Genomic DNA, 21,836 nt, shown 5'->3' with positions numbered 1-21,836 from the left:
ATTTGAAAGAGGCTGACTGGTAAAGTCAGCCTCTTTATTTATAAAAAGGCTAGTAGAGTGCGTTTAGATATCTTGTCCGTTCTAGTCTTGTTTGTACAAGCATATAGTTGAACAAGCCTAAAATGGAGGTGCACTTTTTTTGCGTGTTTCTAATGTTACGGTCCGCAAAAGACTGTCGATCGCTTTATTGGTGGGATTGATCATCTTTCTTGTTATTGATATCCGGTTGGGGATTGTCCAATTTTACCTGGGCAATTGGCTTACCGGTCAGGCAAAGGATTCATGGAGCCGGAATATTCCATTTGAGCCGAAGCGCGGAGAGATACTTGACCGGAATAATGTACCTCTTGCCACAAATATATCCGCGCCGACTGTGTACGTGATTCCCCGCCAGGTAGAAAACCCGGCCAAAACGGCGGAAAAACTGGCAGATATACTGGACATGCCAAAAGAGACAGCATATAAAGAGATAACTGTTCAAGCGATGAGCTCGCGGCTTTCCAAAGGAAGGAAGATTTCCCACGAAAAGGCCAAGGAAATTAAAGCACTGGGGTTAAAAGGCGTATACATTGCCGAGGATTCAAAAAGGCATTATCCATACGGTTCTTATTTATCCCATGTGCTTGGCTTCGCAGGAATCGACAACCAGGGCCTTATGGGGATTGAATTGTCCTATGATAAAGAGCTTAAGGGAGAAAGGGGCTACGTAAAGTTCTATTCAGATGCCAAGGGAAAGCGGATGAAGAACATGGCGGATGATTACAAGCCCCCTAAAAATGGATTGAATCTCAACCTTACGATTGACAGTAAAATACAAACGATCATTGAACGGGAATTGGATATTGCCGAGGCCACTTACAATCCGGATGGCATCGTCGCAATCGCCATGGATCCAAATAACGGGGAAGTGCTGGCAATGTCAAGCAGGCCCTCCTTCGATCCTGCGAATTTCCGGAATGTGCCCCAGGAAATCTATAACCGGAACCTGCCGGTATGGAGTACGTATGAGCCTGGATCGACTTTCAAAATTATTACTTTAGCCGCGGCCCTCGAAGAAAAGAAGGTAGATTTGCTGAATGACCATTTTTTTGATGGCGGCCATGTGAAGGTAGGTGGGGCTACCCTGCATTGCTGGAAAAGGGGCGGACATGGGTCACAGACTTTTTTGGAGGTCGTCGAAAACTCTTGTAACCCTGGTTTTGTGGAGCTGGGAAACAGGTTAGGAAAAGATACCCTTTTTAAATACATCAATAATTTTGGCTTCGGCCAGAAAACAGGAATTGACCTGCAAGGAGAAAGCAAAGGGATTATGTTTAAAATGGACAGGGTAGGACCTGTAGAACATGCAACAACGGCATTTGGGCAGGGTGTATCCGTTACGCCGATCCAGCAGGTTGCCGCAGTTTCGGCAGCGGTGAACGGGGGAACACTTTATACGCCTTATATCGCCAAAGAGCTGGTGGACCCAGAGACGGGTGAAGTGGTCATGAGAAAAAGTCCTCAGGCGAAGAGAAAAGTGATCTCAGAGGAAACGTCCAGGCAGATTCGCGGGGCTTTGGAGTCGGTAGTGGCAAAAGGGAGCGGCAGGGGCGCTTATGTTGAATCATACCGTGTAGGCGGAAAGACAGGTACTGCCCAGAAAGCCCAGGGAGGCAGATATCTGGAAAATAATCATATTGTCTCATTCATAGGCTTTGCACCGGCTGATAAACCGGAAATCGTAGTTTATATTGCCGTCGACAATCCAAAAGGGACTGTCCAATTTGGAGGTGTCGTTGCTGCGCCAATCGTCGGCAAAATCATGGAGGATTCATTGCGGGCGATGAAAGTGAAGCCGCGTAAGGACCAAATTGAAAAAGAAATAAGGTATGGCGAACCTATTATGGTAGAAGTGCCTGACCTTGTGGGCATGACCAGAAAAGATCTGCAAACCCAGCAATTAAGGCTGAAGGCCGATATAGCCGGCTACGGTGATAAAGTTTTAAAACAGGCTCCTGAACCGGGAGTAAAGGTGAAAGAAGGATCAACCATCAGATTATATCTTGGCGAAAATCCAGATTAAGTATAAAATAGTAGATGGAACAAAGCGGCTGGGGAAATTCCAGCCGCTTTGTTTTCTGAAATCAGACGCCTAAAAAGGGATAAATCTCTTATTCACAACCATCATGCTTTGCGAATATAATACAATTTGTGTTTGTTCACTTAACGACTTTCCTGCTGCTTGGTCATATGGAGGCCGGGGGGTGAGGGTTTGAGAGGAATGGAAAATTTGAAACTGCATACTTTATTGTCCAATTTGCACTCATTGACAAAATTTGAAGGAGAAAATCCAGACATTGCAAGCATTGAACATGATACCCGGAAAGTGGTCCCGGGGAGTTTGTTTATATGCATAAAAGGATATACGGTGGATGGCCATGATTTTGCGGATCAAGCAGTCAAGGCCGGTGCCGTCGCCGTTTTGGCAGAGAAGCCGTTGCCTCTTACGGTGCCGGTCGTAGTGGTGAAAGACACCCAGCGGGCAATGGCTGTGCTGGCAGATGCTTTTTATGGCCATCCCACACAAGCCCTGCGTTTGATCGGCATCACCGGAACCAACGGCAAGACAACAACCAGCCATTTAATTGAAAGAATCTTCCGGGATGCAGGCGAAAAAACAGGACTTATTGGCACGATGTTTACCAAAATCGGGGACAAAACGTATAATACGAAGAATACCACTCCCGATAGCATAACTTTGCAAAAGGCATTTCATGAAATGTGTGAAAATGATGTCGATACGGCTGTGATGGAAGTGTCTTCCCATGCGCTGGAGCTGGGCAGGGTGCATGGCTGTGATTTTGATATCGCCGTATTTACGAACCTGACCCAGGACCATCTGGATTTTCATGGAACAATGGAAAGGTATAAGCATGCCAAATCCTTGTTTTTTTCACAGCTTGGCAATGCCTTTTTACAAAACCGGCCGAAATTTGCCATTTTAAATGCGGATGATGAAGCTTCCGAGGATTTCATCAAGTGGACGGCTGCCCACATACTGACATATGGAATTGACAGGCCGGCGGATTTACGTGCCAGGGATATTTCCATTACTGCAAAAGGTACAGAATTCACCCTTGAGACACCACAAGGGCTAAGAAGAGTGACCCTGAAGCTGGCAGGTAAATTCAGCGTTTATAATGTCCTGGCAGCCATCGCCGCTTCCCTGTGCGCAGGTATAGCGCTCGATGAAATCATTGCTTCGATCGAAGATGTTGAAGGCGTATCTGGACGTTTCGAGCTGGTCAATGCCGGGCAGGATTTCTCTGTGATCGTTGACTATGCCCATACACCGGACAGCCTGGAAAATGTATTGCGGACGGTTAGTGAATTCGCCAGAAAGAAGATTTTCGTGGTTATTGGGTGCGGAGGGGACAGGGACAAAAGCAAAAGGCCGATCATGGCCCGAATCGCGTGTGATCTGGCAACTGATCCCATATTCACTTCTGATAATCCGAGAAGCGAGGACCCTGCAGCAATTCTGAAGGATATGGAAGCGGGTGCCGCAGGCAAAACATACCAGGTGATCCCTGACCGTAAAGATGCGATTGGTTACGCCGTTTCAAAAGCCACCGCAGGCGATGTGATCCTGATTGCGGGTAAAGGCCATGAAACCTATCAAATTATCGGCGATAAGATTCTTGATTTTGATGACCGGGTTGCCGCAAAAGAAGCGATCGCATTAAGGTTTGGATAAAAGCTTTCATTTTTCTTTTAATTTCGCGGCAATGTTTTTCAGGTCAAATATAACAATTGCATTCTTAAAAAAACATCTGTAACATATCATGAAAGTGATAAAATGAGCACCGAACGTATCAATATTTTAATTGTGCTAGGAATGAGGAATTAGGGCATGCTGGAACAAGTGATTTTTTATACAATATTGATGGGGTTTTTAATAACGGTTCTTCTCTCTCCTTTGTTTATACCATTCCTGAGAAGACTGAAATTTGGACAAAGCATCCGTGAGGAAGGCCCCCAGTCGCACCAGAAGAAAACTGGCACGCCAACTATGGGCGGGATCGTCATTCTGCTTTCACTAACGGCGGCTACGCTTGTGATGACATTCAAGTTTTCCGAACCGTCCGTAAAAACCTGGCTGCTGCTTTTTGTGACACTGGGCTTTGGGCTGTTGGGATTCCTTGATGACTTTATTAAAGTAGTGATGAAACGAAACCTGGGATTGACCTCACGCCAGAAATTGATGGGGCAAGTCATTATAGCGGTCGTTTTCTATTTCGTATACAGGCAGACGGATAATTTCGTGCCGGATATTTCGATACCGGGTACCGATTTGTCATTCAATTTAGGCTGGTTTTATGTTTTCATCATTATTTTCTGGCTGGTCGGCTTTTCGAATGCCGTAAATCTGACGGATGGATTGGACGGGCTTGTGTCGGGAACGTCCGCCATCGCTTTTGGTGCCTATGCCGTTCTTGCGTGGAACCAGTCACATTATGACATCGCGATTTTTTCTGTAGCCGTGGTAGGCGCGGTACTAGGCTTTTTGGTTTTTAATGCACACCCAGCCAAGGTTTTTATGGGAGATACAGGCTCCCTTGCACTGGGAGGGGCGATCGCAACGGTGGCGCTTCTTACGAAGCTTGAATTGCTGCTGGTCATTATCGGGCTTGTATTTGTTATTGAAACCCTTTCTGTCATCCTTCAGGTCGCATCCTTTAAAATGACCGGAAAGCGGATCTTCAAGATGAGCCCATTGCATCACCATTATGAGCTTGTCGGCTGGTCCGAATGGAGAGTCGTCGTGACTTTCTGGTCGGTCGGCCTGCTTTGTGCAATTCTCGGAATCTATTTAGAGGTGTGGTTATAAGTGAAACAGACAAATAAGTACCTACGAAAAAAAATATTGGTGCTGGGGCTCGCCAAAAGCGGCGTCAGTGCCGCAACCCTTTTACATAAGCTCGGTGCGTTCGTAACGGTTAACGACATGAAGCCCTTATCGGAAAACCCGGAAGCACAAGGGCTGCTTCAACAAGGCATAAAGGTAATTTGCGGAAGCCATCCCATTGAACTGCTGGATGAAGGCTTTGAATTGATTGTAAAGAATCCTGGCATCCCTTATAGAAATCCGCTCATCCAGGGCGCAATCGCAAAAGGCATTAACGTCATTACCGAAGTGGAGCTCGCCTATCAGGTCAGTGAGGCATCGTTTGTGGGGATCACTGGAACAAACGGAAAAACGACAACCACTACGCTGATTTTTGAAATGCTGAAAGAGGGCGGGAAACTTCCGTTGATAGCAGGAAATATCGGCACGGTTGCATCCGGAGTAGCTGAACAGGCGCGACCTGAAAATACGATAGTCATCGAGCTTTCCTCTTTCCAGCTTATGGGAGTGGAGGAGTTTCAGCCGGAAATTGCCGTGATGACCAACTTGTTTGACGCCCATCTTGATTATCACGGCTCCAAGCAGGAATATGCTTCGGCGAAAGCAAATATCACAAGGAACCAGAGCGGGGAAGATTTTTTTGTCTATAATGGCGACCAGGCAGAAGTTGCAGAAATCGCTAAAGGTTCAAAAGCGGAGCCTGTTCCTTTTTCCGCTGTAAAAAAATTCCCGGAAGGGGCATACATAGAAGACGGATATGTTTTCTTCCGGGGTGAGAAAATTATATCCACGTCTGAAATTGTGCTTCCCGGAAAGCACAACCTGGAAAATATCCTGGCTGCCGTGGCCGTCAGTAAGCTAAAGGGTGTATCCAATGAAGCAATCAGGAAGGTGTTAAACACATTCCAAGGCGTTGAGCACCGGACGCAATATGTAGCGACGGTCGGGAATCGGAAATTCTACAATGATTCAAAGGCTACCAATATTTTGGCGGCATCCATGGCGCTTTCCTCCTTTACGGAGCCGGTTATCCTGCTCGCCGGCGGCCTTGACAGGGGTAATGAATTTGATGAGTTGAAGCCGTATTTCACAAATGTCAAGGCGCTCATAACGTTTGGACAAACGGCCGAAAAACTGGAACGTGTTGCACGGGAGTCAGGAATAACAAATATAAAACGTGTCGATAATGTGGAGAGTGCCGTGCCGGCCGCCTTCGAATTGTCGGATGAGGGCGATGTCATCCTCCTTTCCCCAGCTTGTGCTAGCTGGGACCAATACAAAAGTTTTGAGATAAGGGGAGACATGTTTATGGCTGCGGTGCATAAACTGAAATAAGAGCTTGTTCATCCAACATTCCAGGGCTTTGCATAAAGGAAGAACACTACTTTCTTCCTCCTTCGACACCAAAGAAAAAGCGATAAGGCATTTTATCGCTTTTTTTTTCGCAGATTTGGATTGGCAGATGTCTTTATCTGTCCTTTGCCAATACAGGCATGAGGAACGGCTCTAATATCTTCCTAGAGGTGTATGACTGTGCCATTAAAAAAATCGAACCCCGATCTGATTCTGATCATTGCGACATTGAGCTTGCTTTCCATTGGTCTCATTATGGTATACAGCGCAAGCGCTATTTGGGCAGATTACAAATTTGATGATTCCTTTTTCTTTGCAAAAAGGCAAATGCTTTTCGCCAGTGTCGGTGTGGCGGCGATGTTTTTCATTATGAATATTGATTACTGGACATGGAGGACATGGGCAAAGGCGCTTATTATTGTCTGTTTTGTCCTGTTGGTTGCAGTATTGATACCAGGGATTGGGATGGAGAGGAACGGCTCGCGCAGCTGGATTGGGGTAGGCGCCTTTTCAATACAGCCCTCCGAGTTCATGAAAATCGCGATGATTATGTTCCTTGCAAAATACCTGTCCGAACGGCAAAAGCTGATCACCTCATTCAGGAAAGGATTGGCGCCTTCGCTTTCCCTCGTTTTCCTGGCGTTCGGCATCATTATGCTGCAGCCTGATTTAGGGACGGGCACTGTTATGGTCGGGACTTGTATCGTCATGATTTTTATTTCAGGAGCAAGGATCAGCCACTTTGCAGGCTTGGGACTTTTGGGTGTAGCCGGTTTTGCAGCGTTGGTTCTGTCGGCTCCTTATCGGATCAAGAGGATCACCTCTTTCCTGGACCCATGGCAGGATCCCCAGAACAGCGGGTTCCAGATCATTCAGTCCTTATTTGCGATTGGACCCGGCGGGCTGTTTGGCTTGGGGCTTGGGCAAAGCAGGCAGAAATTCTTCTACCTTCCGGAGCCGCAGACGGATTTCATTTTCGCGATTTTATCGGAGGAGCTGGGATTTATCGGGGGATCGCTTGTCATTCTCTTATTTGCCCTTCTGTTATGGAGGGGGATAAGGATCGCATTAGGGGCACCTGATTTATATGGCAGCTTTCTTGCGGTCGGGATCATTGCCATGGTGGCGATACAGGTGATGATCAATATAGGGGTTGTAACCGGCCTTATGCCTGTTACTGGAATTACCCTCCCCTTCTTGAGTTACGGCGGTTCTTCGTTGACTCTCATGCTCATGGCAATAGGCATTTTATTGAATATAAGCAGATATTCCAGGTATTAATGAAAAGTTAGAGAGGCTGACTCATAAGGGGTCTGAACCGAAGGAGCATTCTATATTAGATCTTAAATGAGTGTTTAGATCTAATTTTGGAGTTGCGGGGTCTGACACCTTTGTTCCTGAGTCAGCCTCTTTTTGGAAAATGGCAGGAATTTTTCCTTAGGATCAAACAGGGAATATGTAACCGGATTGTATTCAATTGAGAATAACGAGCACGGCTACATGGCTTCTTTCCCGTTATTGGTTTTGCTGGTAAAGGTAAGTAATACTTGGCATCAAACCGCTGTTTAGACTATAGTATAAGAGGGTAAAGCGCCACAGGGCTTTACTTTTCTCTTTTTATACTTTAAGAAAGTTCAATTTCTTTAAAGGATTAAAGTATAAGAAAAGACATCGGCTTTCGTCATTGCGTTAAGTCGTGTTTTTCTAATACAGATCAATGTTGGGGTGACAAAAGATGAAGATTGTTGTCAGTGGTGGCGGCACAGGAGGCCATATTTATCCGGCCCTTGCTCTTGTCCGTGAAATTAAAAGCAAAGATAAAGACAGCTCTTTTTTATATATCGGCACTGAAAAAGGCCTTGAAAAGGAAATTGTCACAAGAGAAAAAATCCCGTTTAAATCCATACATATTACCGGCTTCAAGCGGAAGCTGTCTTTTGATAACGTGAGGACAGTCGCGAGATTCCTAAAAGGAGTCCGTGAAAGCAAGAAAATGCTAAAAGAGTTTCAGGCTGACGCCGTCATAGGCACCGGCGGATATGTATGCGGGCCCGTAGTCTACGCTGCAGCAAAACTCGGCATACCCTGCATTGTCCATGAACAAAACAGCGTACCGGGGTTGACCAACAAATTCCTGAGCAGGTATGTGGATAAGGTTGCCATTTGTTTTGAAGAAGCGAAGCAATTCTTTCCGGAAAATAAAACGGTACTGACCGGAAATCCGCGTGCCTCCGAGGTCCTGAACTATAAGGGAAAGGAAGGCTTAAGAAAGCTTGGGTTGAAGCAGGGTGTGGCCACTGTCCTGGTTTTTGGGGGAAGCAGGGGAGCCAGGCCGATTAATGAAGCCGTCCTTAAGGTAATGTCAGAGCTTCGCGAAAAGCCTTACCAGGTCTTGTATGTTACTGGCGAGGTCCATTTTGAACAGGTAGCCAGGGAGATCGAAATGATCGGCAACCCCGAAAATGTCGTAATTAAGCCGTATGTGAATAATATGCCTGAAATTCTATCCGGAGTAGATCTAGCGGTCACGCGTGCAGGGGCTACAACTCTTGCGGAATTGACTGTACTGGGGATACCGAGTATTTTAATACCGAGTCCATACGTGACGAATAATCATCAGGAAAAAAATGCCCGTTCCCTAAGCGACCATGGTGCAGCTGAACTTGTCCTTGAAAAAGAGCTTACCGGCAGTAAACTCATAGCGACCATAGACTCTGTCATTACCGACGGAAAAAAACTCGATGCCATGAAAACCGCGGCAAGGGCCATCGGCATGCCGGATGCTGCCGACAGGGTTTATCAGGTGATAAAGGACCTGTCAAAAAAGAACTGATTTACAAGTTCGGCATACACATAACATTAATAGGCAACTATCTTGGGAGGATAATGATGAAAGAAGCAGTTGAAAAACTGAAAACATTACAGGTAGGAAAGGTTATCGAAAATGAACCTTTGGCTAGCCATACTACAATGAAAATCGGGGGTCCTGCAGATCTCTTCATTGAGCCGTCATCAATCGGAAATCTAGGGAAAACGATGGAGGTCATTAAAGAGTTCGGCTTGAAATGGACTGTCATCGGAAGAGGCTCCAATCTCCTTGTATCGGATATGGGCATCGAAGGCGCCGTGATCAAGCTCGGAAAAGGGCTTGACAGCCTTGACATAAACGGAGCGGAACTTACTGTAGGCGCTGGCTTTTCCTTGGTAAGCCTTGCTGTCCAAATCAGCAAAAAAGGGCTTTCCGGCCTGGAGTTTGCAAGCGGAATACCCGGTTCGGTAGGCGGAGCCGTCTATATGAATGCGGGTGCCCACGGTTCAGACATTTCAAAAATACTAAAAAAGGCATATGTGTTATTTGAAGACGGAAGCCTTGAATGGTTAACGAATGAGGAAATGGAGTTTTCCTACCGGACATCCGTGCTGCAGACAAAGAGGCCGGGGATCGTGGTAGAGGCCGTATTTACCCTCGAACCTGGCAACCGCGAAGAAATTGTGGAAAGAATGCAAAGCAACAAGAATTACCGTAAAGACACGCAGCCATACAATCTGCCGTGCGCAGGCAGCATTTTCAGAAATCCGCTTCCGGACCATGCCGGAAAGCTGGTGGAAGAAGCCGGTTTAAAAGGGCATAAAATAGGCGGAGCGATGATATCCGAAATGCATGGGAATTTTATTGTCAACGTAGGAGGCGGAACTGCCGAGGATGTGTTGGCGCTCATACAGCATGTTAAGGATACCGTTTATGATAAATTCCGCATAAAGATGGAAACGGAAGTTGAAATAATTGGACGGAAATAACGAATAACCGCACTTTCACATCCAAATATTGTGGTATAATGATATCCTGATAAAGCTTGGCCACAAGTCTGCACCACTGCTTCATTTGGCCTTATCTGCGGCTTGGCCAAGCATTGGGTATTTAGATATATCCACTTTTTTTCGCGGGGAAAGAGGTGAACTCCGAGGATGGAGAAAGGGAAAGTGGTTTCCATTGAAGATCGCATCCCCAAGCTTAAACAAATAAGAAAAAGGAAGGCAAACAGGCGGTTGATTGCCTTGCTTTCGATATTCTTCGTGCTTATTGCTTCCGTTATGTATTTTCTCTCTCCACTTAGCCATATCCGTTCGATCACGGTAGTGGGCAACCGGTATATTTCGCAAGAGGAGGTTGTCCGGCTCAGCAGATTGACAAATGATACGAGTATCTGGAAAATCAATAAAAAGCAAAGCATAGAAAACATTAAATCAAATCCGGAAATCAAAACAGCGGAAATCAGAGCCAAAATCCCGAATTCCGTGGTCATAAAGATCAACGAAAGAAACCGCATCGCATACATGGCCAAGGAGGGAAGATTCCTGCCCATTCTTGAGAATGGCGAAATTTTAGGGCCCATAAAAAAAGGGGATATTCCGGTTTATGCACCGGTGCTTGTCGGTTTTGGGGAAGGCAACAAGCTAAATCAGCTTCTTGGTGAGCTTGAACAGCTTCCCCAGGAGATATTGAATTCGATATCCGAGATTCATGAAGCTTCTACAAAAACGGACATCTATCATATTACGATGTACATGAACGACGGCTTTGAAGTCAGTGCAACCAGCCGTACACTATCCGAAAAACTGGTGCATTACCCATCAATCATCAGCCAATTGGATCCAGACATAAAAGGAGTCATCGACCTTGAAGTAGGTTCTTATTTCAAGGCGTTTGACAAGCCGGCCCCAAACAATCAAAAGGAAGGCCAAACAAGAGCCGGGGACAGTTAAAGCAATACGGCTGGCCTCACAAGGAAAGCTTTGGCTTCCACAGCAAGTGGTGACGTCAGCGTTCGTCACAGGACGTGACGGCTTCTAGCTGAATTTCCTTACTTGGTTGGCCCTCCTGCCAGGTGCGCCTTATTTCTGGTCGGACTTCCAAAGATGTGCTGACGTCGACGTTTACCACAGGATAAGGAACACTGCTGCAGCGATACATCGCACGAAGGAAAGCGGTAGCTTTTAAAGGATGTTGAAGTGGTTAGTCGACTTTCCTTGCAAAAGGAGCTTCCGCTATTCTTTATAATATGCTTTACTGCAAGTTTAGCTTTTCTTAGGCGTGCATCTTGGTGTAGACTTGTACTTAGACGTAAGTTTGCCTTTCCTGGCAGGGTTTGATGAACTGCTGGCAACAACAAGGCAGATATTGTTATTCAAGGGCTAAACAGGTAAAAAGCCGGAAAAAAATAAAGGTTTTTAAAGGGAAACAGCAGAACGTGAACGAATAAAAAAAGGATAAAAAGCTGAAATTTTACCGTTATCCATAAAACTTTTAATTTTTCCATCAATCATTATGTATCGCACGATCATATGGTATTTCCAGTAGTAATTTGTATACGGGTATACTATTCTATATACTATAGGTTCATTCACACATACATTTGTTTTTCGAAATTGATAGGTTTCTATTCTAAAAGGAGGTGCCATGGAATGAGCAGCAATGAAATATACGTAAGTCTTGACATCGGTACATCCAGTGTAAAAGTTATCATTGGGGAAATGGTCAATGACACACTTAACATCATTGGCGTGGGAAATGTAAAATCCGAAGGCTTAAAAAAGGGTTCGATCGTCGGAATAGATGAAACGGTCCATTCCATCCAGCGGGCAGTGGAACAGGCTGAAAGAATGGTCGGGATGGATATCAAAAAAGTAGTTGTCGGCATAAGCGGCAACCACGTGACGTTACAGCCATGCCATGGTGTCGTTGCCGTGTCAAGCGAGAACAAGGAGATTACAGAACACGATGTCCAACGGGTAAGGGAAGCGGCGGAATTAATTACGATTCCTTCAGACAGGGAAATCATAGATATCTTGCCGATATATTATAAAGTGGACGAATTGGACGAAATCAGCGACCCACGGGGAATGATTGGCGTCCGTCTCGAAATGAGGGGGATCCTTGTTACCGGGCTTCGGACATTATTACATAATACCCTGCGCTGCGTAGAGAGGGCAGGGCTGGAAATTACCGACATAGCATTGCAGCCTTTGGCAGCGGGATCCCTTGTCCTTTCAAAAGATGAGAAAGAACTGGGTGTGGCGCTCGTTGACATCGGAGGCGGCTCTACCACTCTGGCGATCTTCGAGGAAGGGCATCTGAAATACACGACAGTCATCCCAATCGGCGGCGATACGATTACGAAGGATTTATCAATCGTTCTGCGGACTACGATGGAAGATGCCGAAAAAATCAAACTCAAACATGGACATGCTTTCTATGACGATGCCCGGGAGGATGATGTGTTCAATATCCCGATCATCGGCAGCGACCAGCAGCAGCCCTGCAATCAGCTTATGATTTCGGAAATCATAGAGGCCCGCATGACGGAAATCTTTGAAATTATCCAGGAAGAGCTGGGAAGATTAGGATACCAGGATGTACCAAGCGGCTTTGTGCTTACCGGTGGAGTCGTGAAGATGCCTGGCGTGCTTGAACTTGCACAATATGTATTCCAGAATCGGGTGAGGACTGCCGAGCCGAATTATATCGGTGTACGTGAACCGCAATTTACAACTGCCGTAGGACTGATTAAGCATGCCTGTAAAAAGGGCAGAATGAATAAAAACAGTATGGAGCCTGCTGAACAAAGTGCTTCGTATGACAAAAGTGAACCGAGAAATCCGAAGCCTGCCTCTCAGCCGAAGGAACGGCCTGAAAAGAAACAGACCGAAAAAGGCGAGTCTAAATTCAAGAAGATCATAGGCTACTTTTTTGAGTGAGCGCAAGTGACAGGAATTCGTTAATTTAGGAGGATTGCAATGTTAGAGTTTGATTCTAATTTAGATCAATTAGCTACAATAAAAGTCATTGGCGTCGGCGGCGGCGGAAACAATGCCGTGAACCGTATGATCGAGCATGGCGTCCAGGGTGTTGAATTCATTTCGGTCAATACAGATGCCCAGGCTCTTAATCTATCAAAAGCTGAAATAAAAATGCAGATTGGCGGCAAGCTGACTCGCGGACTTGGTGCGGGTGCCAATCCGGAAGTAGGGAAGAAGGCTGCCGAAGAAAGCAAGGAACAGATCGAGGAAGCGCTTCGCGGCGCTGATATGGTGTTCGTAACTGCCGGAATGGGCGGAGGCACAGGAACTGGAGCTGCACCGGTCATCGCACAGATTGCGAAGGATTTGGGAGCTTTGACGGTGGGGGTTGTAACCCGACCTTTCACATTTGAAGGACGCAAGCGCGCCACCCAGGCACAGGGAGGCATTTCTTCAATGAAGGAAGCCGTTGATACGTTGATCGTCATCCCAAATGACCGCCTTCTCGAAATTGTGGACAAAAGCACACCGATGCTGGAAGCATTCCGTGAAGCAGATAATGTACTCCGCCAGGGTGTACAAGGCATTTCAGATTTGATCGCTGTACCGGGATTAATCAATCTGGATTTTGCAGATGTTAAAACGATTATGTCCAACAAAGGCTCTGCATTAATGGGCATCGGCATTTCATCCGGAGAAAACCGTGCGGCAGAAGCAGCGAAAAAAGCCATTTCAAGCCCGCTGTTGGAAACCTCGATCGACGGGGCGCAAGGCGTATTGATGAATATTACAGGAGGCACAAACCTTAGCCTCTTTGAAGTCCAGGAAGCAGCTGATATTGTGGCGACTGCCTCTGACCAGGATGTGAACATGATATTCGGATCTGTCATCAATGAAAACTTGAAGGATGAAATCGTCGTGACTGTGATTGCAACAGGCTTTAATGAAGCCGAAATCCAGCCACGCCAAACGAACCGTCCGTCATTCGGCCAGTCAAGGCCGCAGGCACAGCCGGTAAAACGCGAAGTAAAGCGCGAGGAAATAAACGAGCCTGTCAGGAACAGTAGCAATGCAGGCAGCCAGGCTGAAGACGCCCTGGACATTCCAGCATTCCTGCGCAACCGGAACAGACGCCGTTAAAACTCATAATCCACTTTTATAACAAAAGCTGTCCAAACAATGGACAGCTTTTTTTTGCTCCAAGTAAAGTGTTAAATATTCTTTTCTGATGAAGCAGAACACTGACTAAGTGCGCCACATCCATTTATCTTCGCTTTAAGTAACCCACATCCTGTTAGCCGGACTTCTGATCTCCGCTTTAACACGGCTTGCCAATCGGCGGGTTTTCTATAGAAGGGGCCCTCTATAAACTGATGGACTTTAAAAATATATTTTTTTACCACTATCATTGTTTTCGTCAATCCTTGCTACCCGGAATGAATGAGGATTGATCACTAATATACTGCTTGAATGTAACTTTTCTATAAAGATATTTCTACAAAATCTGAACAATTCACTAAAAAACTCTCAGGTTTCCTATACAAAAAGTGACACACTTTCAGGAAGGATGTACGTTATACTTTTGGAAACATAGACTTATTGACGAGTCTTTGGGAGGGGAGTGCTTGACTTTATATTTAGATGTAATCTGGCTGTTAAATTGGTTATTTGACTGCCTCCTCTTATATTGGACCGCAATTTTATTAAAGAAGCGGACGAAAGCATGGCGAATTGTTCTGGCAGGGTTGGTAGGCTCATCGATTATCCTTTTTGCTTTCACGCCATACTATTTTCTTGCAGACAATGTGTTAATCAAGCTTCTTATTTCCGTTTTCATGGTAGCGGCTGCCTTCGGTTTCATCAGGCTGAAGGTGTTTTTAAAAAAACTTGCCTCTCTTTATTTGGTGACTTTTTTGTCCGGGGGAATCCTTTTGGGGCTCCATTATTTATTCGAATTCAAAATCCATTCGCTTCATCCGGGCATGGCTGCAGGCATAAACAAGTTCGGAGACCCGGTAAGCTGGACATTTGTCATAATCGGCTTTCCGCTTGCGTGGCAATTTTCCAAGCGGGCCTTCGCCGGTATTGAAATGGCAAAGCTTACCTACGAACAATTAGCAAGGGTGTTCATTAAAATTGAAGGCTTTGAATGCAGTATGGATGGCTTGGTTGACAGCGGAAACCAGCTGTATGACCCAATAAGCAGGTCACCTGTCATGATTGTGTCGATAGAAGGAATAAACAAGGGAGCGATCCCGAGTGATGTACTTGACCTGATCGGGAATCCAGATTCAATATTGCAGCAGGAGTCATTCCAATACAGCTGGTCGAATAGAATGCGGATTGTTCCGGCAAAGGTAGTCGGCAACGACCATCAACTATTGACTGCCATTAAGCCTGATTGGATAAAAATTTGCCATGACGGCAAAGAGTATGAAGTTCATAGCGGGTTGATTTCATTCACCATTCAAAAACTGTCTTCGGATCGCTCATACGATTGCATTATACATCCGAAAATGTTAACGGGAACCCACGCGGAGAGTGCATCCTGAATAAAGCATTACTAATCTATACTCCGGATTCAGAAAAATAGAAGGGAGAATACTCGTGAAAAAATTAGTCCTCCGATTCACGTATTACTGGTATAAATTGCTAATCAAGCTCGGATTGAAATCTGATGAAATTTTCTATATAGGCGGGAGTGAAGCCCTTCCGCCGCCGCTTTCCAAAGATGAAGAGGAATTGCTGATCGGGAAGCTGCCAAAGGGGGATGAAGCCGCACGATCAATCCTAATCGAACGGAACCTCCGGCTCGTCGTTTATATTGCCAGGAAATTTGAAAATACCGGCATTAATATCGAGGATTTGATCAGCATCGGTACGATAGGGTTGATAAAAGCGGTCAATACCTTTAATCCCGAAAAAAAAATCAAGCTTGCTACATATGCTTCCCGATGCATTGAAAACGAAATCCTAATGTATTTGCGCCGGAATAATAAAATCCGCTCCGAGGTTTCTTTCGATGAGCCTCTCAATATCGACTGGGATGGAAATGAGCTGCTTCTGTCCGATGTTCTCGGTACTGAAGAAGACATCATTACCAAGGATTTGGAGGCCAATGTCGACCGGAAACTCCTTTCAAAGGCGCTTACCCAGCTGACTGACCGTGAGAAGCAAATCATGGAATTAAGGTTTGGGCTTACCGGCGGGGAAGAAAAGACACAAAAAGATGTCGCGGATATGCTGGGCATTTCCCAATCCTATATTTCCCGTCTTGAAAAAAGAATTATCAAAAGACTTAGAAAAGAGTTTAACAAAATGGTTTAAATAAATTTTTTTGCCGGACGAACTAAATCATATCAATGTTTTTACCGGATTTGGCATAGAGGACAAAAATTATGCCCGCTAACGTGGTGCATATTTGTTCCCTCCCGGGGAGATACTGTTTTTTGTACAGCAGCTCCTGTGAGGAGGGAATATTTTGTCTCGAAACAAAGTTGAAATCTGCGGTGTTGATACATCAAAATTACCGGTTTTGAAAAATGACGAAATGAGAAAACTCTTTAAAGAAATGCAGGAAGGCGATATCACAGCAAGAGAAAAGCTGGTAAACGGGAATCTGAGGCTTGTATTAAGCGTGATCCAGCGCTTTAATAATCGGGGCGAATTTGTGGATGACCTGTTTCAGGTTGGCTGCATCGGCTTAATGAAATCCATCGATAATTTCGATTTAGGCCAGAATGTTAAATTTTCCACATATGCTGTACCAATGATAATTGGCGAGATAAGAAGATATTTGCGTGACAATAACCCGATAAGAGTTTCCCGGTCTTTACGGGATATAGCCTATAAGGCATTGCAAGTTAAAGAAAGGCTTATGAGTCAAACCTCAAGGGAACCGACCGCAGAAGAAATCGCTAAAGTATTGGACGTTTCGCATGAAGAAATTGTTTTTGCACTTGATGCCATCCAGGATCCTGTCTCTTTATTTGAACCGATCTATAATGATGGCGGTGACCCGATTTATGTTCTTGACCAATTGAGTGACGAGAAAAACCGCGACAGCCAATGGATTGATGAAATAGCCCTCAATGAAGGCATGAGGCGGTTGAATGAGCGGGAAAAAATGATTCTTCGGAAAAGATTTTTCCAAGGGAAGACACAGATGGAAGTGGCAGACGAAATCGGCATTTCCCAAGCTCAAGTGTCACGGCTGGAAAAAGCGGCAATCCGGCAAATGAATAAAAATATCCAACATTAAAGCTATTACCTGAAAATGAGAGCTACGGGGGCAGGGCCTGTTTGGCTTTGACTCCAGCTTCATTTTAGGGGAAGGCTTTTTTTTTTGTGGCTTGAAAAAAGCCCTCGGTTCAGTTAGTTAATATTGCAACATGCTTATTACAGTTTCATCATATACATAGGAAGAAAAAAACAGCGGGAGATGATCTTTGGTGAAAATCTCGGAATTCCAGGTGAAGGATATCGTCAATATTGCGGACGGAAAGAAACTGGGCAACTTATCGGATCTGGATATTAATATAGCGACGGGGGCAATTGAAGCAATTATCGTTTCGGGTGGCGGGAAACTGATGGGTTTCTTCGGGCGGGAGGAGGACATCATTATCCCATGGAGGAAAATCAGGAAAATAGGTGCAGATGTTATTCTGGTCGACCACAACATCTGATAAAAACCGTAATTTCTTTAAACTGACTGTGTGATTTACGTAAAAATTAACGGATGAATATGGTAAACTAAATGAAAAATGATCAGAGGTATTAGTATGAAAGAAGCATTTATTTTAAAAAAAGACCAATATTATGAAATAGAAAGCTGGCAATCGGCATGGCCCGGTCTCATTGCCGGGTTCACCACAAAAAACGGGGGCGTATCAAGCGGCGGATTTGCGGAATTAAATACCGGGTTCCACGTAGGCGACAGTATCGGGGCAGTGGTAAAAAACCGTGAAATCCTTGCCGGTAAACTCCATTTTCCATTGGACTCTTGGATTGGAGCGGAACAGACACATCAAACGAATATTATCAAAGCCGGACGGATTGAAAGGGGCAGTGGTTCACGGGATTATGCATCCGCCCTTAAGGCAACTGACGGAATCTTTACGGATGAAAAAGGCATATTGCTGACATTGTGTTTCGCTGACTGTGTTCCATTGTATTTTTTTGCCCCGAAAAAGGGATATATCGGAGCAGCCCATGCAGGCTGGAAAGGGACAGTGGGCGCAATAGCGCAAAAAATGATAAAGCTGTGGAACGCTGAAGGAATTTCGTCATCTGATATTTATGCCGCGATCGGCCCGTCGATTTGCGGTGATTGTTATATTGTGGACGACAAAGTTGTCAGTTTAGTGAAAAATATGCTGGAAGAAAATGACGAAAAGCCATATACTTTAATAAGTGAAGGCCAATATCAATTAAATTTGCAAGCCCTAAACACATTGATTTTGGAAAAAGCCGGCGTGCCAAAAAGCCGGATTGAAGTATCAGGATTATGTACAAGCTGCATGGGAAGCCAGTTCTTCTCACACCGAAGGGATAAAGGCAAGACCGGTCGCATGATGAGCTTCATCGGCTGGAAGGAGGATTAGCGTCATTGAAAGTAGCAGATAATTTAGCGAACATCGAAGAAAAAATCCGGCAAGCCTGTGAAAAAAGCGGCAGGAGCCGTGAAGAAATAACTATCATCGCCGTTACCAAGTATGTATCCACCATTCGAGCGATCGAGGCAGTGGATGCGGGTATCAAAAACCTTGGGGAAAACCGGGAAGATGGTCTATTGGAGAAATATACCGAATTGCATGGCCGTGCCGACTTTCACTTTATTGGCAGCCTGCAAACGAGAAAAGTAAAAAACATCATCGATAAAGTGGAATATATCCATTCGCTAGACCGTATTTCATTAGCTGAAGAAATTCAAAAACGGGCGAAGACACCTGTGAAATGCTTCGTCCAGGTCAATGTTTCCGGGGAAGATTCAAAACATGGCATCGACCTTTCCGAGGCAGTCGAATTCGTCAGAAGCCTGGAAAGTTTCGATAAGGTAGTTGTTGACGGTTTGATGACCATGGCGCCATTTACCCAGGATGAACGCTTATTAAGGGACTGTTTCCGAAAGCTGAAACAGCTTCAGGCCGAAGTCCAAAACCAAGCCCTTGGCAATGCCCCCTGCAAGCAATTGTCGATGGGCATGTCCAATGATTTCCCGATTGCCATCGAAGAAGGCGCAACCATGATCCGTATAGGAACTGCATTGGTCGGCGAAGATTCTTAAGGAGGTACCTTTAATGTCAATCGTATCTAAATTTAAATCATTTTTTGCACTTGACGACGAATATGAATACAGGGAAGAAGTTGTCGAACAAGAGGTACAGGAACCAAAAATGGCCAAGCCGGCTAACAAGCAGTCCGGCTCTTCCGGGTCAAACCAGAACGTTGTAAGTCTTCATAGCATACAAAAATCTTCAAAAGTGGTATTATTGGAGCCAAGAGCATACGCCGAAGCCCAGGAAGTGGCAGACCATTTGAAAAATCACCGTGCGGTTGTCGTTAACCTTCAGCGCATCCAGCACGACCAAGCCAAAAGGATTGTCGATTTCCTTAGCGGGACAGTGTATGCAATCAGCGGAGATATCCAAAAAATAGGCACGGACATTTTTCTATGCACTCCGGATAATGTGGATGTATCTGGAAACATTACCGGTTTTGCTCTTGAAGATGAGTACGACAATACGAGGTGGTAAAATTTAATGTTGTGGTTATTTGACATTCTATCGACCGCGATTAGGATATATTCATATGCCTTAATCGCGTACATATTGATGTCCTGGTTTCCGAATGCAAGGGAGACAACGATTGGACGTTTTTTAGCGAGAATATGTGAACCATATTTGGAGCCTTTCAGGCGATTTATTCCACCCATTGCCATGATCGATTTTTCGCCAATTGTGGCACTGCTCGTCCTGCAATTTGCCGGAAACGGTCTATTCCAGCTTTTTAGATGGCTTGCATAGACGGGCTTCCATGACCGACCTTAAAGACTGCGCGATAAAGGGATTGCAATAACAATTGTATGCCCTCCTCTGCCTGTCTTCCGGGGTTGGTCCTTTTTACTTCCAGGAACATACACGTAAAGGAGAAGGCGTATATGAGTATTTATCAGCACTTCAGGCCGGAAGAAAAGGAATTCATCGACCAGGCCCTGAATTGGATCGGACAAGCAAGAAACCTGTACTCTCCTAAATTGACGGATTTTCTTGATCCACGCGCCTTGCACATTTTACGAACTTTGCTGGGGAACGATCACGAGATATCCCTTTACACGTTCAGCGTCATTACGGATGCAGAAAGAAAAAGAGCGATTCTTTGCCCTGACTATTTTATTCCCGCTGACGACGACTTTCAGGTTTCATTATTTGAACTTGCCTACCCGAAGAAATTTGTCTCGATTGACCATCGGCAGGTGCTTGGCACTTTAATGTCACTCGGCCTGAAACGGGAAAAATTCGGGGATATTATCATTTCCGGTGATCACATACAATTTTTGGCGGCCGCAGAAATCGAGGACTATTTACTTGCAAATCTCGAGAAAATAGGCAAAGCCTCCGTGAGCCTGAAAAAAATCGACTTTGAAGAAATCCTGCAGCCAGATGAACAATGGGATGAACAGACCATCACGGTAAGCTCCATGAGAATGGATGCTATCATTTCTTCAGCCCTCAATCTCTCCAGGCAAAAGGCCCAGGCTTTGGTTGAATCCGGAAAAGTAAAATTGAATTTCAAGCAAACGGAAAGTTCATCCATTGAATGTCTGGAAGGAGATATTCTGTCAATCCGCGGTTTTGGCCGGTGTAGAATCCTGTCGGTAGACGGCAAAACAAAAAAAGAAAAATGGAAGGTCACGGTGGGCAGGCTTAAATGAAAAAGCTCACTCCACCCAAACTTCCCATATCCTAACCCATAAATTAAATAATTAAAAACGAAGAAGGATTTACAAATTTGTTGTCGAAACGTAGAATAGTATAATAAAAGAGCGCAAAATCGTTTTGGAGGTGCCCCTATGACCCTGACTCCGTTAGATATACATAATAAAGAATTCAGTAAGGGATTCCGTGGATATGATGAGGACGAAGTAAATGAGTTTCTTGATCAGATCATTAAAGACTATGAAATAATCCTTCGAGAAAAAAAGGAACTGGAAAATAAACTAAATGAAGTTTATGACCGCCTTGGCCATTTTAAAAGTATTGAAGAAACGTTGAACAAATCAATTATCATTGCCCAGGAAGCGGGAGAAGAAGTAAAAAGGAACGCCCAGAAGGAAGCAAAGCTGATAATAAAAGAAGCGGAGAAGAATGCCGACCGGATTGTCAACGATTCCCTTTCAAAGGCGAGGAAAATCGCCATGGATATCGAAGAACTGAAAAAACAGTCCAAGGTGTTCCGCACACGCTTCAAAATGCTTGTTGAAGCCCAGTTGGATTTGCTGGATAATGATGACTGGGATAAGCTTTTGGAATATGAAATTGATGCAACCGAATTGAAGGTAAACGAGGAAGTATAATCGTTCGCTTGACGTTTCGCACTTATTTCGCATATAATTTTAAAAAAATCATTCATATCGATATCATACGATGAGAGGGACAGTACGTTTCTTCAATTCCCTATGAAAGAAGGAAATTCCTTGCAATGAGCGAGCCGGGAAGGGTGGAAGCCCGGCATAGGCGAAGAATCCGAAGATCACCCTTGAGTTCCGAGTTGAACCCTTATGGAAGTAAACGAGGCG

At 45.0% G+C, this 21,836-nt stretch carries 20 protein-coding genes; all 20 read left to right on the top strand.

The annotated features are described in order from the left end of the window. Positions 1-139: 139 nt before the first annotated feature. Positions 140-2,062 carry a stage V sporulation protein D gene (locus D0466_RS11565; RefSeq protein WP_117322740.1) on the top strand — a complete coding sequence of 641 codons (1,923 nt, stop codon included), beginning with the start codon at positions 140-142 and terminating at the stop codon, positions 2,060-2,062. A gap of 207 nt (positions 2,063-2,269) precedes the next feature. Further along, positions 2,270-3,736, top strand: coding sequence for a UDP-N-acetylmuramoyl-L-alanyl-D-glutamate--2,6-diaminopimelate ligase (locus D0466_RS11560; RefSeq protein WP_142919928.1), 1,467 nt, complete (start codon positions 2,270-2,272; stop codon positions 3,734-3,736). A 156-nt stretch (positions 3,737-3,892) separates the two neighbouring features. Beyond that, positions 3,893-4,870: a phospho-N-acetylmuramoyl-pentapeptide-transferase gene (gene mraY, locus D0466_RS11555; RefSeq protein ID WP_117322739.1), complete on the top strand. Its 978-nt coding sequence runs from the start codon at positions 3,893-3,895 to the stop codon at positions 4,868-4,870. Then, positions 4,871-6,223, top strand: coding sequence for a UDP-N-acetylmuramoyl-L-alanine--D-glutamate ligase (gene murD, locus D0466_RS11550; protein WP_117322738.1), 1,353 nt, complete (start codon positions 4,871-4,873; stop codon positions 6,221-6,223). A 192-nt stretch (positions 6,224-6,415) separates the two neighbouring features. Continuing rightward, positions 6,416-7,522, top strand: coding sequence for a stage V sporulation protein E (gene spoVE, locus D0466_RS11545; protein WP_407675631.1), 1,107 nt, complete (start codon positions 6,416-6,418; stop codon positions 7,520-7,522). A 454-nt stretch (positions 7,523-7,976) separates the two neighbouring features. Then, positions 7,977-9,074, top strand: a complete 1,098-nt coding sequence (gene murG / locus D0466_RS11540; protein WP_117322736.1) for an undecaprenyldiphospho-muramoylpentapeptide beta-N-acetylglucosaminyltransferase — start codon at positions 7,977-7,979, stop codon at positions 9,072-9,074. A 56-nt stretch (positions 9,075-9,130) separates the two neighbouring features. Further along, positions 9,131-10,039 (top strand): UDP-N-acetylmuramate dehydrogenase, encoded by a 909-nt coding sequence (gene murB / locus D0466_RS11535; protein WP_117322735.1) that lies wholly within the window; start codon positions 9,131-9,133, stop codon positions 10,037-10,039. Between the two features lie 168 nt (positions 10,040-10,207). Then, a complete protein-coding gene (locus D0466_RS11530) occupies positions 10,208-11,005 on the top strand; it encodes a cell division protein FtsQ/DivIB (protein ID WP_117322734.1) in 798 nt (265 codons plus the stop codon). Positions 11,006-11,704: 699 nt separating this feature from the next. Then, positions 11,705-12,997 (top strand): cell division protein FtsA, encoded by a 1,293-nt coding sequence (ftsA, locus tag D0466_RS11525; RefSeq protein WP_117322733.1) that lies wholly within the window; start codon positions 11,705-11,707, stop codon positions 12,995-12,997. Between the two features lie 39 nt (positions 12,998-13,036). Further along, a complete protein-coding gene (gene ftsZ, locus D0466_RS11520; protein ID WP_117322732.1) occupies positions 13,037-14,179 on the top strand; it encodes a cell division protein FtsZ in 1,143 nt (380 codons plus the stop codon). A 485-nt stretch (positions 14,180-14,664) separates the two neighbouring features. After that, positions 14,665-15,591 (top strand): sigma-E processing peptidase SpoIIGA, encoded by a 927-nt coding sequence (gene spoIIGA / locus D0466_RS11510; protein WP_158555892.1) that lies wholly within the window; start codon positions 14,665-14,667, stop codon positions 15,589-15,591. Positions 15,592-15,646: 55 nt separating this feature from the next. Next, entirely contained in the window at positions 15,647-16,366 is a 720-nt protein-coding gene (gene sigE, locus D0466_RS11505; RefSeq protein WP_117322729.1) for an RNA polymerase sporulation sigma factor SigE, read from the top strand. Between the two features lie 154 nt (positions 16,367-16,520). Further along, positions 16,521-17,300: an RNA polymerase sporulation sigma factor SigG gene (sigG, locus tag D0466_RS11500; protein WP_117322728.1), complete on the top strand. Its 780-nt coding sequence runs from the start codon at positions 16,521-16,523 to the stop codon at positions 17,298-17,300. Between the two features lie 187 nt (positions 17,301-17,487). Beyond that, entirely contained in the window at positions 17,488-17,724 is a 237-nt protein-coding gene (locus tag D0466_RS11495; protein ID WP_117322727.1) for a YlmC/YmxH family sporulation protein, read from the top strand. Positions 17,725-17,820: 96 nt separating this feature from the next. Further along, positions 17,821-18,642, top strand: coding sequence for a peptidoglycan editing factor PgeF (pgeF, locus tag D0466_RS11490; protein ID WP_117322726.1), 822 nt, complete (start codon positions 17,821-17,823; stop codon positions 18,640-18,642). Positions 18,643-18,647: 5 nt separating this feature from the next. Then, positions 18,648-19,325, top strand: coding sequence for a YggS family pyridoxal phosphate-dependent enzyme (locus D0466_RS11485; protein ID WP_117322725.1), 678 nt, complete (start codon positions 18,648-18,650; stop codon positions 19,323-19,325). 13 nt (positions 19,326-19,338) lie between these two features. After that, positions 19,339-19,794 carry a cell division protein SepF gene (locus D0466_RS11480; RefSeq protein WP_117322724.1) on the top strand — a complete coding sequence of 152 codons (456 nt, stop codon included), beginning with the start codon at positions 19,339-19,341 and terminating at the stop codon, positions 19,792-19,794. A 6-nt stretch (positions 19,795-19,800) separates the two neighbouring features. Then, a complete protein-coding gene (locus D0466_RS11475; protein ID WP_117322723.1) occupies positions 19,801-20,064 on the top strand; it encodes a YggT family protein in 264 nt (87 codons plus the stop codon). Between the two features lie 134 nt (positions 20,065-20,198). Next, on the top strand, positions 20,199-20,972 hold the full coding sequence (locus D0466_RS11470; protein WP_117322722.1) for a YlmH family RNA-binding protein: 774 nt from the start codon (positions 20,199-20,201) through the stop codon (positions 20,970-20,972). A gap of 138 nt (positions 20,973-21,110) precedes the next feature. Beyond that, positions 21,111-21,614: a DivIVA domain-containing protein gene (locus D0466_RS11465; RefSeq protein WP_117322721.1), complete on the top strand. Its 504-nt coding sequence runs from the start codon at positions 21,111-21,113 to the stop codon at positions 21,612-21,614. Positions 21,615-21,836: the final 222 nt, after the last annotated feature.

Source organism: Peribacillus glennii (genome assembly GCF_003429105.1).
Lineage (GTDB): Bacteria > Bacillota > Bacilli > Bacillales > DSM-1321 > Peribacillus > Peribacillus glennii.
This window is presented reverse-complemented; position numbering and strand designations above follow the sequence as displayed.